Origin of the sequence: Shewanella sp. S1-49-MNA-CIBAN-0167 (assembly GCF_040310145.1) — a bacterium.
Classification (GTDB): Bacteria; Pseudomonadota; Gammaproteobacteria; order Enterobacterales; family Shewanellaceae; genus Shewanella; species Shewanella psychromarinicola.
The window spans coordinates 13,018-29,058 of sequence record NZ_JBEOPO010000017.1 but is presented as its reverse complement, the minus strand read 5'-3'; the positions used below and the strand labels follow the sequence as shown (position 1 = coordinate 29,058).

Genomic DNA, 16,041 nt, shown 5'->3' with positions numbered 1-16,041 from the left:
TTAATTCAGGCCCGTAATGCAGAAAAATCGTCTTGTTTGATGACCTCATTTAGAAGAATCACGTCATCATGAAACGTATGTTAATTAATGCAACTCAATCAGAAGAGTTGCGCGTAGCCCTAGTTGATGGGCAAGAACTGTATGATTTAGACATTGAAAGTCCTGGTCACGAACAGAAAAAATCAAATATCTATAAAGGTAAAATCACCCGCGTAGAACCCTCTCTTGAAGCAGCCTTTGTTGACTACGGCGCAGATCGGCACGGCTTTTTACCCCTGAAAGAAATTGGTCGCGAATATTTCCCTAAAGGTTATTCATTCCAAGGTCGTCCTAACATCAAAGAAGTGGTGCATGAAGGCCAAGAAGTCATCGTTCAAATCGACAAAGAAGAACGTGGCAATAAAGGTGCTGCACTGACGACGTTTATCAGTCTTGCTGGTTCTTATTTGGTGTTAATGCCAAACAACCCTCGTGCTGGCGGTATTTCACGACGTATTGAAGGTGATGAGCGTACCGAGCTTAAAGAGGCGATGTCGGAACTTGAAGTGCCTAACGGTATGGGGTTAATCGTCCGTACTGCTGGAGTAGGCAAAGAGTCCACAGAGTTAAAGTGGGACTTAAAAGTACTTCAACATCACTGGGATGCGATTCAAGAAGCCGCTCAAAGTAAAACGGCTCCATTCTTAATTCACCAAGAAAGTAATGTGATTGTTCGTGCAATTCGCGATTATTTACGTCGCGATGTAGGCGAAATTCTTATCGACCACCCGCGCATTTTCGAAGAAGCTAAACTGCATATTGGTTTGGTTCGCCCAGATTTTGTTGAACGCGTGAAACAATACGATTCTGAAGTGCCACTATTTACTCACTTCCAAATCGAATCTCAAATTGAATCAGCTTTCCAACGTGAGGTGCGCTTGCCTTCTGGTGGCTCAATTGTTATCGACCCAACTGAAGCATTAACTTCTATCGATATTAACTCTGCCCGCGCAACAAAAGGCGGCGATATCGAAGAAACAGCTTTAAACACCAACCTAGAAGCAGCAGATGAAATTGCACGTCAATTACGTCTTCGTGACTTAGGTGGTTTGGTGGTTATCGACTTTATCGATATGACACCAGTACGCCATCAGCGTGAAGTTGAAAACCGTTTACGTGATGCAGTACACCATGACCGAGCTCGCGTGCAGTTAGGCCGTATTTCACGATTTGGTTTGATGGAAATGTCACGCCAACGTTTGCGCCCTTCACTTGAAGAGTCCGCGGCACATATATGCCCACGTTGTCATGGCCAAGGCACTATTCGCAGTACCGAATCTTTAGCACTGTCTATTTTGCGTTTAATGGAAGAAGAAGCCATTAAAGAAAACACCACACAAATAGAAGCCATTGTGCCTGTTGATGTGGCGGCATTCTTATTAAATGAAAAACGTAAAACGATCCGTATTACTGAAGAGCGCCACCAAGTTGAAGTGTACATTATCCCTGATGCACACATGCAGACTCCGGATTACCGAATGGTTCGTCGCAAAAGTGATGATGAAGTCATTGAGTCAAGCTACAAGCGTGTTGAGCAACCTGCCGCAAATCTGTATGAGCCTCGTAAACTTGAGCGCGCAGCGTCTCCAGAGCCTGCATTAAAAGGCTTCACCGCCCCTCAAAAAGCAGCAGAAGACACCGCAAAACCGGCTGTAAAAGTAACACCTGTAAATACCGCCCCTGTGGCTGCAGCACCTAGTCAGCCAGGATTATTCGCTCGGATGGCCTCAGCGGTTAGTGCCTTGTTTTCTGCTAATGAAGCTGAGGTCAAAGGCACCAAAGCGGTACCGCAAACCAAAGAAAATGCGCCGACGAGTAACCGTCGTAACACTCGTCGTAATGACACACGTAACGACAGTACTAACCGTAATGACAAGCGTAATGACAGTCGTAATGATAGCCGCCGTCAGCGCAATGACAGCGACAAATCAAAAGAAGGCACAGAGGCTCGTCCTCAAAATAAGCGTAATGAACGTAATAGCAGAAACACAGGTCAAGACGACAACGCAAAAAACAAGCCGAGAAATGAAAAAGTTGACAAGCCATTACAAGTCAATGAAACCAAAGTAACAGAATCAAAAGCAACAGAAACTAAAGCAACAGACAGTAAAGTCACTACAGAAAAGTCTCCAAAGCAAGAAGCTGCTCGTGAACGTCGCCAGCGTCGTAACTTACGTCGTAAAGTGCGTATTGAAAGCGAACAGAATGAAGCATTATCAGCAACCGATGTTAATGAATCAAGTGACCAATCAGTCGATGTAGTAACATCTGAAGCTATAGCCGTAGAGTCAAAAGTATCTGAGGATAAAACATCAGAAACGAGACCGCCGCGTAGTCGTCGTCAACCTCGTAAAGAGAAAACTGAACAAACGACTGAAACACCAGCAGAGAGCGTTATCACTCAAGCGACTGAAGTAACAAACGTTACGACTACTGAGCCAGTTAACACCGACACGACTGATGTCGCTGAAGGTAAAGCGGAAGCAATTGAAGCCGACGTTAACACTAACAGTGAAACTGTCGTTGCTAACGCTGATGTTGCCAATGAAACGGATGAGTCAAGCACTGACACTGAAGATACCGCATCAGAAAATGAAACCGATGACACCAAAGCTGAAGGTCGTGAAGGTCAACGTCGAAGCCGTCGCAGTCCTCGTCATCTACGTGCTGCTGGTCAACGTCGTCGTCGTGATGATGAATCCGGTTCAACGCAGCAAGCCGTTTTCACTCCTAATGATGAGCTAGAGAAGCAATTAGACGCTGAGCTAAGCAGAAATCAAACCCAGGATAATGCCCCTGTTACTGAGGCTGTTGTTGAAACAGTTAGTACGGCTGTGGAAATGGTGAAGACTGACGCTAACAAGGCTGAAGTGACCAAGGCTGATGTCGAGCCAACGATTGTTGTTGCTGACAAGCCAGAGGCTAAAGAGGAAGCACCTCAAACACCTCCGGTAGTAAAAGCTCCTGAAGTAGCCGAAGATAAAGCGGCCGTTGAAGTTGCTAAAACGCCTGTTGCTGTTCCAGCTGTACAAGCGCCAGTCGCCGATACTGCAGAAACAGAGAAAACAACTGCAGTGAGCAGCAAACAAGATAAAGCGGTTGCAGCCAATGCATCAGCCCCGACGGCTAAGCCTGCGGCTATTGTCCGTCAAGCTAAGCCGGCAGCGGCAAAAGAAGTTGCGCCAGCAATCGTTTCTGCTGATGTCGCCACAGCAGCAAAAGCACCGGTGAAAACAAGTCGCTTTGGTTCTATGGTGTCATCTGACACGACTAAACCTACCGTAGATGTCCGTGAACAGAAGGCCGTACCTCAAGGACGTACTTATCAAGCACAAGCAACTGAAACCAATGCTCCGAAAGTAGCAATGAATAACAGTGCATCAGCTGATATGACTCGCCCTGGAGAGTAACGCTAAATAGGGCTAACTAAGCCCTATTGTTGATTAAGCCATGCTAAGCATGGCTTTTTTATTGAAAAAATTGTCTCGACCTAAAAGTGTAAACACATTTCCGGACATAACTGTAATACAAAAAAAGGGCCATTGAATAATCAATGCCCCCTTTTTTTATCTGTTTATCCCGTTCTTTCAGCACAACAAACCCATTGGTTTATACTTTACGTTTATCAGCAAATTTACTCATGACTTTATCAAATTTAGGCTTAACGACTAACTGACAGTAAGGCTGTTGCCCATTTTTAGCAAAGTAGTCATCGTGATAGCTTTCAGCGGGGTAAAACGTGTCGAACGCACTGATTTCGGTCACTATCGGCCTAGACCAAACTTGTTGTTCCGTTAACCGATTAATAAATCGGTTGGCGGCATCTATTTGAGCACTGTTATGAGTAAAAATTACCGACCGATACTGTGGGCCTTTATCATTACCCTGTTGGTTAAGTGTGGTGGGGTCGTGGCTTTCAAATAACACGCTAAGCAGTGTTTCATATTGAATAACGGCCGAATCGAACTCAATATGAATGACTTCTGCATGTGCTGTTTTACCAGAACACACCGCATCATAATTGGCATCTTTAGCATCACCGCCACAATAACCTGAAGTCGCACTTTGCACGCCATTAAGCTGAGCAAAAATGGCTTCAACACACCAAAAGCAACCCGCGCCAAAAGTCGCTTTTTCGTAAGAAGGCGTTGCCAAACTTGATTGAGTTAACTCATCAGAGGATTTAAAAATCATCGACACAGAATTCACACAATGACGAATATTGTTATCCGTTAGGTGTTCACCTTCAAATACATGGCCTAAATGGCCACCACATTGGGCACAGGTAATTTCGGTTCGATGACCATCAGCATCGAGTGTATGCTTTACGGCTCCCTCAATCTCATCATCAAATGCGGGCCAGCCACAATGTGCATTAAATTTATATTCACTATTATAAAGTGGTGCATCGCATTTTTTACACAAATACACACCTTGAGCATCATGATCGACAAATTCGCCACTAAAGGGACGTTCAGTGCCCTTTTGCTCGATAACGTACTGTTCAAATTCGGTTAGTTTATTCATTGTCTGCTCTCATTGAGTTTACTTGTCGCTTAAATAAAGAATACGTGAAATCCGCGGCATCAGTTCAATCAAATAATATGATGACACGCAAATAATTGCGACAAAGTGTGACTAAGGTTACCATTAGCGGTGGGTCAACACACTAATAAGAAATACAAAATGAAACTAAATACAATTGATTACCTAGCACCTGATAGTGCTGAGCGTTTTGTTGAATCGCTTCAACAAACAGGCTTTGGTGTATTATCTAACCACCCTATTCAAAAGCAACTTGTCGAAGATATTTATCAAGAATGGTACAACTTTTTTCAGTCTGAACAAAAACATGACTTTTTGTTTACACCAGAAACACACGATGGATTCTTTCCCGCATCGATTTCTGAAACCGCCAAAGGCAACAACGTAAAAGATATCAAAGAATATTATCATGTCTATCCTAGGGGAAGTATTCCTGAGTCGTTAAAAGCAAATATTCTTGCCTACTACGAACACGCAAATACATTAGCAACTGAACTACTGAGTTGGATTGAACAATATACCCCAGCTGAAGTCGCCGCTAAATATAGCATTCCATTGCCCGACATGATCGCAAAGAGCCAACAAACATTGTTGCGTATTCTGCATTATCCTCCGATGAAAGGAGATGAGGAAATGGGCGCAATTAGAGCGGCTGCACATGAAGACATAAATTTGATCACTCTGTTGCCAGCTGCCAATGAACCAGGCTTACAAGTTCTCACCAAAGAAGGTGAATGGATAGATGTACCTAGTGATTTTGGTAGTATTATCATTAATATCGGTGACATGCTCCAAGAAGCATCTGGCGGCTATTTTCCATCAACATCCCATAGAGTGATAAACCCTGAAGGGACTGACAAAACTAAATCGCGGATCTCATTACCGCTGTTTTTGCACCCCAATCCAGAAGTGGTGTTATCAGACCGTTATACTGCTGACAGCTATTTAAAGGAAAGATTACGGGAATTAGGCCTTATTTAAGCATTAAGACTTCATTTTACGACGATACTAAGCGCCTTCCGGCGCTTTTTTTATGTATTTAATCGGCTAACGAGGTAGAATATCACTTTTGTATATATTGTATTTATTTTCCGATTTATAAGGCAACATCATGGCAATTCAGTGGTATCCAGGACACATGCACAAAGCACGTAAAGAGATCGAGGAGGCAATGCCTCAAGTGGATCTCGTTATTGAAGTGCTCGATGCACGTATTCCCTACAGCAGTGAAAACCCAATGGTGTCACAACTACGTGGTGATAGACCCTGTATTAAATTACTCAATAAGTCTGATTTAGCGGATCCTGAGGTCACGGCTCAGTGGATTGAATACTTAGAACGTGAACAAGGCGTTCAGGCATCAGCAATCACAACGTTACAACCCGCTATGGTAAGAAGCATTCCAGATCTTTGCCGTAAGCTGGTGCCACACCGTGACATCATGGAAAAAGACATCCGCACCATGATCATGGGCATACCTAACGTCGGTAAATCAACGATTATTAATACCTTAGCGGGTCGCACTATAGCCAAAACAGGTAATGAACCTGCAGTCACAAGACGTCAGCAACGTATTAACTTGCGTAACGGAATCGTACTGTCGGATACTCCGGGCATTTTATGGCCAAAAGTGGACAATGAAGCCAGTAGCTATCGCCTTGCTGTCACTGGTGCAATTAAAGATACCGCAATGGAATACGAAGATGTGGCCATGTTTGCTGCAGGCTATTTCCTTAAAGCCTATCCTGACGAAATTTGCGAACGTTATAAGCTTCAATCGCTACCAGCCAGCGATATCGAATTACTTGAAGCTATCAGTCGTTCTCGCGGAGCACTTCGCCCTGGCGCACGAGTTGATTACCATAAAGTATCTGAACTATTACTACATGAATACCGCTCAGGGAAAATCGGCCTATTAAGCCTTGAAACCCCAGCGATGGCTGAAGTAGAAAAAGAGGAAGTTGCACGTAAATTAGCGGAGAAAGAACTCATTAAACAGCAGAAAATAGAACAAGAGAAACTTAAACGCTCCGGTAAACGTTATAACGATTAAGCACAATAAATGGACTAGGTCGTCAACTGAATGTCGACCTCGTCATTGAAGAGAACGTTGCTGACGCAATAATATTTCAACGTGAAGCTAGCTTTATCGCCAATGCCATTAAACTGGCTTCTAGCAAATCGATAACCATCTCAAACCCTCTTTCACCACCATAATATGGATCCGGTACTTCTTCGACTAACGAATCACCAAAGCTTAACATCAACTGTAATTTATAACGCAAATGGGCAGGACATCGTTCGGTCAAATCAGCTAGATTAACAAAATCTGCTGCTAGAATTAAATCAAATCGTTCAAAGTCGGTGTCTATCACCTGTCGTGCTTTCATTCCCGAAAAATCAAGTCCGCGCTTATTACCAGCAATAATACTGCGCCGGTCAGGAGAATGACCTTGATGATAGGCAATAGTACCAGCAGAATCGATTTCCAGCTGAAGTGGGTAGTGTTTTATTTGCTGCCTAAATACCGCCTCTGCCGTCGGTGAACGGCAAATATTGCCCATACATACAAAGAGGACGGAGTTTACATTTAAAAGATCTTTATCATCCATCATTTATAACCGCCATTATCTCCAGTTTCAATTCATCACTGACTCTGGGGCCTATACCTTAAGCGCATTTTTCATCACTTAGCCTTGTTCATTTGAGCTTTACATTAACTCGCGGCTCAACATGTCACAGTGGTTGAATGAATATGACATGTTATTGTGACGGCCTTTCTCGTAAAAAGGAGGCAAATCTTGGCGTCCCTTTTTGAGTAAACCCTAGATACTGATAAGTAATTATCGACCCCACCAAGGGTGGATTTTCTCGTTGTTTATCGCTTAGACCACTGCCAACATTAAACACCAATCCCGCGGGCGTTTTTACCACCAGAGCGCCCAGCTTACCTCGATACTTACCTTTTCCTTGAGTATGGCCAATCACCACAGCTTCAGCATCATACTTGGGCTTTAGTTTAATAATATACTCACTGCGCCCCACTACATAATGAGCTTGCTGATAATGTAACATTAACCCTTCCCCACCAGCATTAACAACGCCATCTAGTATCGTAAACAGTGCTTCGGTTGAAGCCACAGTTTCCTGCTTAATAACCTGTAGATGAGTGGAAGCGGTTTGTTCTACCATCATTTTCATCGCAGAATAACGTTCACTAAAGGGCCCTGGATGCTGTGGTAAGTCAAACATCATAAACCTTACCTCCTGCCATTCTTGATCGGGTACTTGTTGACGTCGAACCAACGCAGAAATCTGCTCGAAACGATTTCGACCTAACCATAGTTCACCGTCAATGGCCACATGAGGAAAGCCAAGAGTAAACGACGCAGGTAAAGCCACTTTTCTGCCGCTACGAGTCAGCATGTTACTACCATCCCAATAGCCTCGAACGCCATCTAGTTTTTCACTCACTAAATACTCAGCCACCACTGTGTCTTGTTGATATTGAGTTGCTAACTGAATGGGCGGTGTGGATAAAACTTCACTGTTTGTAGGTAAACAATACAGTGCAACAATCAGCGAAAATAAAAGAGTGGGTATCCTACGCATATGCAATCCTTGCTTTTAATTAAATCCATATAATGTTTATTTCGCTTTCGTTGAAAAATTATGTTGATCCTCGATAAGTTGTACTTATTGGCCACAAAGCGCTTTCCAAGTCATACCAATAAAAACCTTTTAATACATAATCGTACCTTTGATAAAACCACAAATTCGTACTTATCGAGATCCTATCGTTGTTAAATTGAATATATTAAAGCCTAGTACAAACAGCAGAATTATCCAATCAATGCTACAGCCTACTCTGATACCCATTGACCCGTGATGAGGCCATCATGAACTTACTAAAATAGGTGTTTTCTTTTCCCTGCGACACATCATTAAGGTTAAATCAACCTCAACTCAGGCTAAGACGTGGGGTTGGTAAGCTAAGCGCAAACTCTTTCACCTAATTCATATCAAACTTGTCATTTGCTTTACTAACAAAACGGATTGACGCGATAATAGTGTACCTATTGCAAGTCAATGCAACGCAGATACCAGGACAAAGAGCTGTTTGATAACCTTTTATTATTCCGAACTGAGATTAAATTACTACTGGAAGCATATGAACGGAATGTTACAATCTACGCAAATAAAACCCAAAAGATAATTAACAAAATGAAACCAGAGAATAATCACGGTCTAAAACGCGTTTTTCGGGCTACGGGATTTTCAATGAAAGGTCTGATGTCCGCGTGGAAAAATGAAGCGGCATTTAGGCAAGAAACCGTGCTTGCTTGCATAATGTTACCCATTGTACTGTTGATCAACATCAGCACACCTGAGCGTATTTTGCTTATCATGACCGTGTTAATTGTATTGATTGTCGAATTGTTGAACTCAGCTATTGAAGCCGTTGTTGATCGTATTGGTGATGAGATCCACCCTCTCAGTGGTCAGGCAAAAGACATCGCTTCTGCAGCAGTATTTATCAGTTTAGTATTGTGCGCGCTCACCTGGAGCATCATTATTTGGCCATTACTGTTTTAATAACAGCCAAGCAAAGATTAATCAGCGCATTTATCAGTTTTCAAAATTGAAATGGCTTGTTCAATATAAGAAATTCTTTCATTTTTGGCCCAATAAGCCGCATACACATGTCGATAGATACATGGTGCATCATCCACGTTATATAAGGTGCCATTGTCTAAAAAAGGTCGAATGAGAGCTTCAGGTAAAAAAGCGCACCCACCATTATTGAGAATAAAATCCAATGCCATACGGGCAGAACTTGTATGCAATACCGGTAACGGCAACATAGTAAAATCTTGAGCATGAGTAATATTAAACGCGGTACCCCAGTCTACTTTTATATAAGGTAAAGAAGGTGTTTGATCAAGCGTGATCCCCTGTTGTTTGGACACTAAATACAATTTGATTTGAGCAAGCTTAACTAATGTGACCCCATCAAGCTTTGGCGGATCGAAAGTAATCGCAATGTCTAAGGTGCGCTCAATAAGTTGGCGAGTCATTACCAATGCCGGCAAGACATCAGTTCTTAAGGCCACGCCTTCCAAGCGTAAATGTAATGGTTGTAACAAACCTTGTAAAAACGCATCCCAAATATTATCCCCAGCAGACAAAGCCAACTGGGCACTGTGCTGCTGATTTAAAATAATATCTTGTTTTGCTCTTTCCCAAGCATTAAGCACCGCTTCAGCATGGCCAAGCATTCTTTCGCCTGCGGGGGTTGGCTGAATATTGTTACGCAAACGTTCAAATAGCGCTATCCCCAAAATATTTTCTAGCTGTTTTATCCTAAAACTGACAGCGCTTCGGGTTAGGTAAAGATTTTCAGCCGCTTTACCAAAATGCCGAGTGCGAGACACTTCTAAGAAGGTTTTTAATAAATCTGTATCCATAAAAATTGTTTACCATTAGGGACAAAATATTTTGATTTAAAAAATGATAATACTAGCCAATACTCCAGTTGCAAATCTTTATATCTCATAATCTAGAAGGTATTAGCCATGTCTGAGCAATCATTTATCAATGCTAAACAGGGTATTGATGCTAACACCAATGGTCACAGCAACAGTTTCCAATCGACTAAACGTTTCTATGATGATGCAAATTTTCCAAAAGGATTTAAGCGTTGTGGTGATTTTACCAGCAAGGAGGCTGACTTGCTTGAACAACATGGTCAAGCAATGAAAAATTTAGTCGATGGATCACAATTACCTCGTAATGTCGACGAAGACCAATTTATTAGCGTTATACAAGGTACTTTACCCGCAACAACACCAATGGAGTTATTGTGGTCTAAGTATTGTCGTCTAGCAAAAGGGAAACCGTTTTATGCGGTTTTAGGGACTATTAACACGCCAGCCAGCGCTAAAGTTGAAATTGAAGTTGAATTTGACGATGTTGAAGAGGATGTTTCTGACACCGATGAGCCAGAATAAATCCTATTTTAACGGTTAAAGCAACCTCTCACAGTTTTAACATTTGCGCTACAATAGCAAAAAAGTAGAGTCAATATATTGCTCTACTTTTTTTGTTTTGTCACATAATTGTCACTCACCGCAGTTAACGTCAATGCTCTGGCGCCCTCGCTACATCTCACTCTGTCGCCGAAACGATTATTTTATGCCTTTAAGATCAAACTACGTCCGAAAACATGATTTAGCGCAATAATCTTATACAAATACTTCACATTTAGTAACAAAGTGCTAGTATACCCACTGAAGAATTTGTCCCATTTATTTAACTTAATGTTTATAACTCTGTATTTGATGCCCTGATTTTAGTTATCGGCGCAGATTAGATTAAGTCATAAATTCGACAGCAGCATTATATGAGACGTATATCCTGTGATATAGAAAAATAAATGCGGAGTTTCAATGATAAGATCTTTTTTTTGTATAGTGTTATTGATATTCGGTACTCGTGCCGCTTTGGCAGAGACGGATCTATCAACTGATAGCTCAACTGACAATTATACCCTCGATATCGGTATATTCTATGCTAATTCTGATTCAAACTTCATCGCAACAAGCCCTAAAACAGGCGGGACATTCCCAATTGATTTTGAAGATGAACTTCTACTAGCTGAAGAACAATATTTACCCTACTTTGAATTTACTTTCTCTTTCAACCAACGTCATAGCATTTATATTGATTGGAAATCGTTGGATCGCAAAGCAGACACAGAAACAGTATCGCAAGATTTTATCCTTGAAGATATTGACGGCAAAGATTACCTCATTGAAACTGGCTCGAAACTGAGTACCGAACTCAATATTGATATTCTACGCATTGGTTATGGTTATGACATCTGGCAAGGTACTCATTACGCAGTTGGGGTGTCAGTCGGTTTACATGCCATGTTTATCGAAACAGCCTTTAAAGGCACTATCGGTATTTGCGTCCCAGATTCAAGCTTAAGCAGTTTATGCACCAATGCGGTAGCCACGCCAGAAGTTGTAGACGAAACGCTCACGGCGCCATTACCAGACATTGGTGTTTACGGCTCTTACGAGTTTTATCCTGGCTGGACATTTGATGCACACGCACAGTATTTTGCCCTCAAATATGATGATGTCGATGGATCATTAGTCGATGTCCGTTTAGGTGTTGAAGCTAAATTTTGTGATAACTGGTCAATAAAACTGGCTTACAACTATTATGATGTCGATGTCACTATCAAAAAGACACGTAATGTCGGTAATATTGAACAACGTACTTTTGATTACAATATTAATTACAGCTTTACCGGCCCAATGTTTGCGGTCTCTTACGTGTTTTAATATCACTCGAGTCCCCCCAAAAGCATCTTAGGATGCTTTTTTTGTGACATCTCTCGTGATAATGCCATAGTACAAACCACGTTATTCTTGTTATATTCAACTCAATTGTAGATTTTTTCAAAGTCTTTTCTTAGCCCGGTTCATGAGGCACTTAATGTCGAACACTCTACTGCAAACCGCTGCAGCCAATTTGAAAAAAGCAGTTCCGTTAATGTTAAAATATAGAATACCCACCACGCCGACAAACTACGCGCTTTGGTATGCTTACGTGGGCGAACAGAACCCGTTACTCAACCAAGAGTTAGATATTGCGGTCAAACAGAATCAAACCTGTTCACCAGTAACCAGTGAATTATTATATCGTAAGCATGTGGCGGACCCGGTTGAGCTCAATGTACGTGAAATGCGTAAAAATCTTGATGCGATGGTATGTGAATTATCTCAGTCACTCAAAGACACTAATTCAGACACCGAAACCTTTCAAACCCAAATTGATAAAGATTTTAAAAAATTAAGCAACCTTGAAAACCAAGGCTTCTCGCTTGAACAAGTTATCGGCATTGTCAGAAATATCGTTAAAGAGTCTTCCAGCATCCGTTCTAGTACCGTGAGTTTTACTGAACAACTACAAAAAGCCCAGTCTGAAATAGATACGCTCAAAACACGTTTAGCAGAATCAGAAAAAGACATGCTATTTGATGCCTTAACCAATGTATTAAATCGCCGCGCATTTAACGATGATATTGAAGCGCAAATTAGTTCAGATCCTGCAGGTACCTGCTTGATTTTGATTGATATTGATCACTTTAAAATATTCAACGATAATTTTGGTCATCAACTCGGCGATTTAGTCCTGAAAACGGTTGCGAAACGGACCCAAGAAGCGTGCCGCGACGGAATTAAATTGTACCGCTTTGGTGGTGAAGAGTTTGCCATCATTGTGCCAAGCAGTCAGTTTAGAGTCGCCAGACAACTTGCCGAAGCCATTCGCAGAGCGCTCGAGAAGCTCAGTGTCAAAGACCGACGCAATGACAAAGTCATCGATTCAATAACCGCCTCTTTTGGCGTGGCTGAATGGAAACCAAAACAAAATGTATCTCAATTGATTGAAGCGACAGATACGTTACTTTACGAAGCAAAACGCTTAGGTCGTAACCGCGTGATGCCAATCGCAAACTAACACAACCTCAACTCGGGTTAATAGATGAATTGAGTACGTTACAATCCAAATATTAACCCTGTAACAGATTCTGTGTAACGACCTATTTCATATCAAACTTGCCATTTGTTTTGCTAACAAGGCATCTTCACGTGTGGATAGCCGTCAATAGTAGGCCAATGGTAGGTCGGTACAAGTTTGATCGCGGAACAAAGGACTGTTTGATAACCGTTTATTATCCAGAATTGAGGTTACTATGGTAATTTAAGATAATGCGCCGCATTTTCGGCTGTGGGATCGGTTAAGTAAGGCACATAGCCCAAAAATGGACCGCGCATCATTTGTTGTAAGCTGTCGAGATTGTCGTCAATAAAAGCCATATCAGCATCGATTTGATTCGCCACCCATCCTGCTATCGTTAACCCATCTGCTAGCACAGCTTCTTGAGTTAATAACGCATGGTTTAAACAACCTAGTTTCATCCCTACGACTAAAATAATTTCGACGGCTGATGTGGCCTCTGAATTTGGAGTCAATCTCGCTTGTAGCAGCTTGGCTTGCAGTAACGTGATCGTGTCAGACAAATACTCGCCATTGCCCAAGGGTAAACGCCAGCCACCAGCACCTTCAATTAATACAAAATCAGCGCTTTGCATCGCTGGGTGATACATAGTCTCTAGCACACTTTGTGCACTTAATGTTTGTTTAGCTTGCTTGGCAGCAATGTGCGGTGCAATAGCCGGTTCAAAGCAAATAGGATTAACCACTTGATAGGAAAAATCCATATTCGATTGTGCAATTAACATCATCGCATCTGGGTTACGCAAGCCATTTTCAGTGTGTTCACATCCTGATGCTATAGGTTTAAAACCACATTTATTGCCTTGGGCTTTAGATAACAATGCCGCTGAAATTAGCGTTTTACCACTGTCGGTGTCGGTGCCTGTCACAAAATACAGCATAGCTTCAGCCTCGTTTCGCGTGAATATACGCAATTTGATAAGTTAATGGTAACCCTTTATTGGTGCGTAGGGTTTCTGCTAACGCCACCCGTTGCTGCCATTGTTGCTTGGTGAGTGCGAGACGTTCTTTGCCAGTACTTTGTTGGTCAAATGACGCCCCAACACCTTTTATTGAATATAGTAAGCTGCGTAAATCATCAAAATAAATGCTGATACTATTAACGTGAATATTAACGCTATACCAGTCATTCGTGGTGGTTTGAGATGAGATAAATGCCGCCTTAAGCACTGATATGGAATCAAATTGGTTTACTCTAAAACCTAAGTGCTTTAGCTCAGCCAAGCTGCCATCAACAACCACACTAAGATGACATTCGCCGCCGGGTCGTAATACTCGATGAAACTCAGAAAACGCATTGGGTAATGTTTGGCACCACTGCAAGGCTAAATTGGAATAGATGCTGTCAATGGATCCGCTTTGTAAACCCAATGCTTGTGCGTCACTGCAAAGGGGTAAATAATCGGGGTGTTGTTGCACAAGTTGAGCAAGCATGCCATGAGCAATATCAACGGCGACAACCTGTTTTACCTCATTAAAAGCTTTAAAACATGTACCAGGGCCGGCTCCAACATCAAGCAAGGTGCCAAATAAATGCGCTTGTTGTAACAATTGCTGAGCACTCATGCGCTGCAACACATCATGTTGCTTGTAATGAGATGCGGCTATTGAAAACTTTTTTGCAACCGGATTATCTAACGTCATGGAGTTTCTCAAAGATACGATTTATTTAGTCACTGATGGTGGTGCTAATACTGCTTGCCGCGAGGTATTATCATCATGTTGATCAATAAGCTGAGCCACTGCGCTCACGAGCGCACGAATATCACTGGCTTGATGCAGTACATTTAAGGTAATCCGCAAACGCGCCTGATCTTTGGGCACCGTTGGTGAGCGGATCGCACCAACCAAAAAACCGTGTTGTGTTAACTGTTGAGCAATTGTCATCACGCGATGATTATCACCGATCATAATCGGCTGAATAGCCGTGGTCGAAGACGTTATGGCTAATTGTTGCTTCTGTGCAAGATCTCTGAAAAGCGCGATGTTAGCCGTTAATTGTGCCAATAACTGTGGGTGATCTTGTTGCCAATTTATGGCGGTTAATGCCAGATGAGCATTAGCCGGAGACAACGCAGTTGAATAAATATATTCACGAGAAGTCGCGACCAAATAATCAATCACATCTTGTGAGGCTAAAATGGCCGCGCCTTGACACCCTAGCGCTTTACCAAAGGTGACCACTTGAATATCGACCTTATCGGCATTAACAAACGAGCTTGGTAATACCCCAAAACCATGAGCATCATCGACAATCAACCAAGAGTTATGTTGTTGACATAAGGATGAAAGTTCAGCAATGGGGGCGATGTCTCCATCCATACTAAACACACTTTCGGTAACAACAGCGCTATGAGGGTTACGTGCAATAATGCGCGCTGCACTACTAATATCATTATGTAGAAAACGCCGAATATTACTGCCACTGTCTTTTAAGCCATCGATGACTGAGGCATGAACCAACTTGTCGGCAATAACCGTATCGTCGGCACTAAACAGGGTTTTCATTAACGCGCTGTTGGCGCTAAAACCTGAGCTAAATAGCATACAAGCTTGATGGCCAGTAATCTCACATAGGCGCTGCTCGAGTGCCAAATGGGCTTGGCCATAACCACTCACAAGAGGTGATGCCCGACTGCCGACACCAAACTCTTGTGCTCCAGCATAAAGTGCTTGGGCTAAAGCGGGTTCATGGGCTAAGCCTAAATAATCATTATGGCTAAAATCAATTGTCGCATGTGGCTTGGTTGCCGACACATGTCGTTGGCGTAAAAGGCCCGCGGCCTGCTGCTCAGCCAGCTTATCACTTATCCGCTGGGTTAATGGATGTTGTCCCATGCCAGTTTGGCCTATTAACGTCAT

Annotated in this window: 14 protein-coding genes; 7 read left to right on the top strand and 7 right to left on the bottom strand. The window is 42.4% G+C overall.

Annotation, left to right across the window (positions count from 1 at the left end):
- Positions 1-68: 68 nt before the first annotated feature.
- Positions 69-3,449 carry a ribonuclease E gene (gene rne, locus AAEZ00_RS09700; protein WP_351074307.1) on the top strand — a complete coding sequence of 1,127 codons (3,381 nt, stop codon included), beginning with the start codon at positions 69-71 and terminating at the stop codon, positions 3,447-3,449.
- A gap of 199 nt (positions 3,450-3,648) precedes the next feature.
- On the opposite strand, the gene AAEZ00_RS09695 is transcribed toward rne, so the two are convergent.
- Complete coding sequence (locus tag AAEZ00_RS09695) at positions 3,649-4,566, bottom strand: bifunctional methionine sulfoxide reductase B/A protein (protein WP_124013778.1); 918 nt, start codon at positions 4,564-4,566, stop codon at positions 3,649-3,651.
- 159 nt (positions 4,567-4,725) lie between these two features.
- On the opposite strand from AAEZ00_RS09695, the gene AAEZ00_RS09690 reads away from it, so the two are divergent.
- Together AAEZ00_RS09690 and ylqF are read left to right on the top strand one after the other, a co-directional pair.
- Positions 4,726-5,565, top strand: a complete 840-nt coding sequence (locus AAEZ00_RS09690) for an isopenicillin N synthase family dioxygenase (protein ID WP_351088607.1) — start codon at positions 4,726-4,728, stop codon at positions 5,563-5,565.
- A gap of 130 nt (positions 5,566-5,695) precedes the next feature.
- On the top strand, positions 5,696-6,637 hold the full coding sequence (gene ylqF / locus AAEZ00_RS09685; protein ID WP_124013780.1) for a ribosome biogenesis GTPase YlqF: 942 nt from the start codon (positions 5,696-5,698) through the stop codon (positions 6,635-6,637).
- Positions 6,638-6,713: 76 nt separating this feature from the next.
- Here ylqF and AAEZ00_RS09680 read toward each other — a convergent pair whose 3' ends face one another.
- Positions 6,714-7,199 (bottom strand): low molecular weight protein-tyrosine-phosphatase, encoded by a 486-nt coding sequence (locus AAEZ00_RS09680; RefSeq protein WP_124013781.1) that lies wholly within the window; start codon positions 7,197-7,199, stop codon positions 6,714-6,716.
- Positions 7,200-7,347: 148 nt separating this feature from the next.
- Entirely contained in the window at positions 7,348-8,196 is an 849-nt protein-coding gene (locus AAEZ00_RS09675; protein ID WP_124013782.1) for a DNA ligase, read from the bottom strand.
- A gap of 612 nt (positions 8,197-8,808) precedes the next feature.
- Between AAEZ00_RS09675 and AAEZ00_RS09670 the strand changes: the two genes are divergently transcribed.
- Positions 8,809-9,180: a diacylglycerol kinase gene (locus AAEZ00_RS09670; RefSeq protein ID WP_101030617.1), complete on the top strand. Its 372-nt coding sequence runs from the start codon at positions 8,809-8,811 to the stop codon at positions 9,178-9,180.
- 17 nt (positions 9,181-9,197) lie between these two features.
- On the opposite strand, the gene AAEZ00_RS09665 is transcribed toward AAEZ00_RS09670, so the two are convergent.
- Complete coding sequence (locus tag AAEZ00_RS09665; protein WP_124013783.1) at positions 9,198-10,052, bottom strand: LysR family transcriptional regulator; 855 nt, start codon at positions 10,050-10,052, stop codon at positions 9,198-9,200.
- A gap of 108 nt (positions 10,053-10,160) precedes the next feature.
- Here AAEZ00_RS09665 and AAEZ00_RS09660 point away from each other — a divergent pair, with 108 nt between their 5' ends.
- The 3 genes from AAEZ00_RS09660 (at position 10,161) to AAEZ00_RS09650 (ending at position 13,119) form a co-directional block, all read left to right on the top strand.
- Positions 10,161-10,595: a MaoP family protein gene (locus AAEZ00_RS09660; protein ID WP_124013784.1), complete on the top strand. Its 435-nt coding sequence runs from the start codon at positions 10,161-10,163 to the stop codon at positions 10,593-10,595.
- A gap of 438 nt (positions 10,596-11,033) precedes the next feature.
- Entirely contained in the window at positions 11,034-11,939 is a 906-nt protein-coding gene (locus AAEZ00_RS09655) for a hypothetical protein (RefSeq protein WP_124013785.1), read from the top strand.
- A 154-nt stretch (positions 11,940-12,093) separates the two neighbouring features.
- A complete protein-coding gene (locus tag AAEZ00_RS09650) occupies positions 12,094-13,119 on the top strand; it encodes a GGDEF domain-containing protein (RefSeq protein WP_351074299.1) in 1,026 nt (341 codons plus the stop codon).
- Between the two features lie 233 nt (positions 13,120-13,352).
- Here the strand turns inward: AAEZ00_RS09650 and bioD are convergent, their stop codons facing one another.
- Genes bioD through AAEZ00_RS09635 form a run of 3 tightly spaced genes read right to left on the bottom strand, consistent with a single transcriptional unit; the run spans position 13,353 to position 16,041 of the window.
- Entirely contained in the window at positions 13,353-14,057 is a 705-nt protein-coding gene (gene bioD / locus AAEZ00_RS09645) for a dethiobiotin synthase (protein ID WP_351074492.1), read from the bottom strand.
- A 7-nt stretch (positions 14,058-14,064) separates the two neighbouring features.
- Complete coding sequence (locus tag AAEZ00_RS09640; RefSeq protein WP_124013788.1) at positions 14,065-14,823, bottom strand: methyltransferase domain-containing protein; 759 nt, start codon at positions 14,821-14,823, stop codon at positions 14,065-14,067.
- Between the two features lie 21 nt (positions 14,824-14,844).
- A complete protein-coding gene (locus tag AAEZ00_RS09635) occupies positions 14,845-16,041 on the bottom strand; it encodes an aminotransferase class I/II-fold pyridoxal phosphate-dependent enzyme (RefSeq protein ID WP_233768504.1) in 1,197 nt (398 codons plus the stop codon).